We start from the raw sequence: 242 nt of genomic DNA, 5'->3' as shown, positions 1-242 counted from the left end.
CCATGGTGCCGCTGGAAGGCATGGCCATGGGACTGCCGGTGATCGCCAGCAACTGCACCTCGCTGCCGGAACTGGTCACCAACGAAGTGTCCGGCTACGTCTTTCCGTCCGGCGATCACCAGGCGCTGGCCGACGTGTTGACGATCATCCAGAAGCCGCGCCTGCTCGACCTTGGCAATGAAGGCCGGAGCATTGTCCGCGAACGCTTCAGCGCCGCGTTGATGATCCGCCAGACCTACGAC

Annotated in this window: 1 protein-coding gene; it reads left to right on the top strand. The window is 63.6% G+C overall.

Annotated elements, in window-relative coordinates; genetic code table 11:
• Nucleotides 1-2: 2 nt before the first annotated feature.
• A partial coding sequence (locus AAEY83_RS17985; protein ID WP_351061410.1) for a glycosyltransferase occupies nt 3-242 on the top strand: 240 nt, incomplete at its 3' end.

Origin of the sequence: Psychrobacter sp. TB20-MNA-CIBAN-0197, assembly GCF_040309765.1 — a bacterium.
Lineage (GTDB): Bacteria > Pseudomonadota > Gammaproteobacteria > Pseudomonadales > Moraxellaceae > Psychrobacter > Psychrobacter submarinus.
The sequence above is the reverse complement of the archived record's forward strand: the minus strand, read 5'-3'. Positions and strand labels throughout refer to the sequence as shown.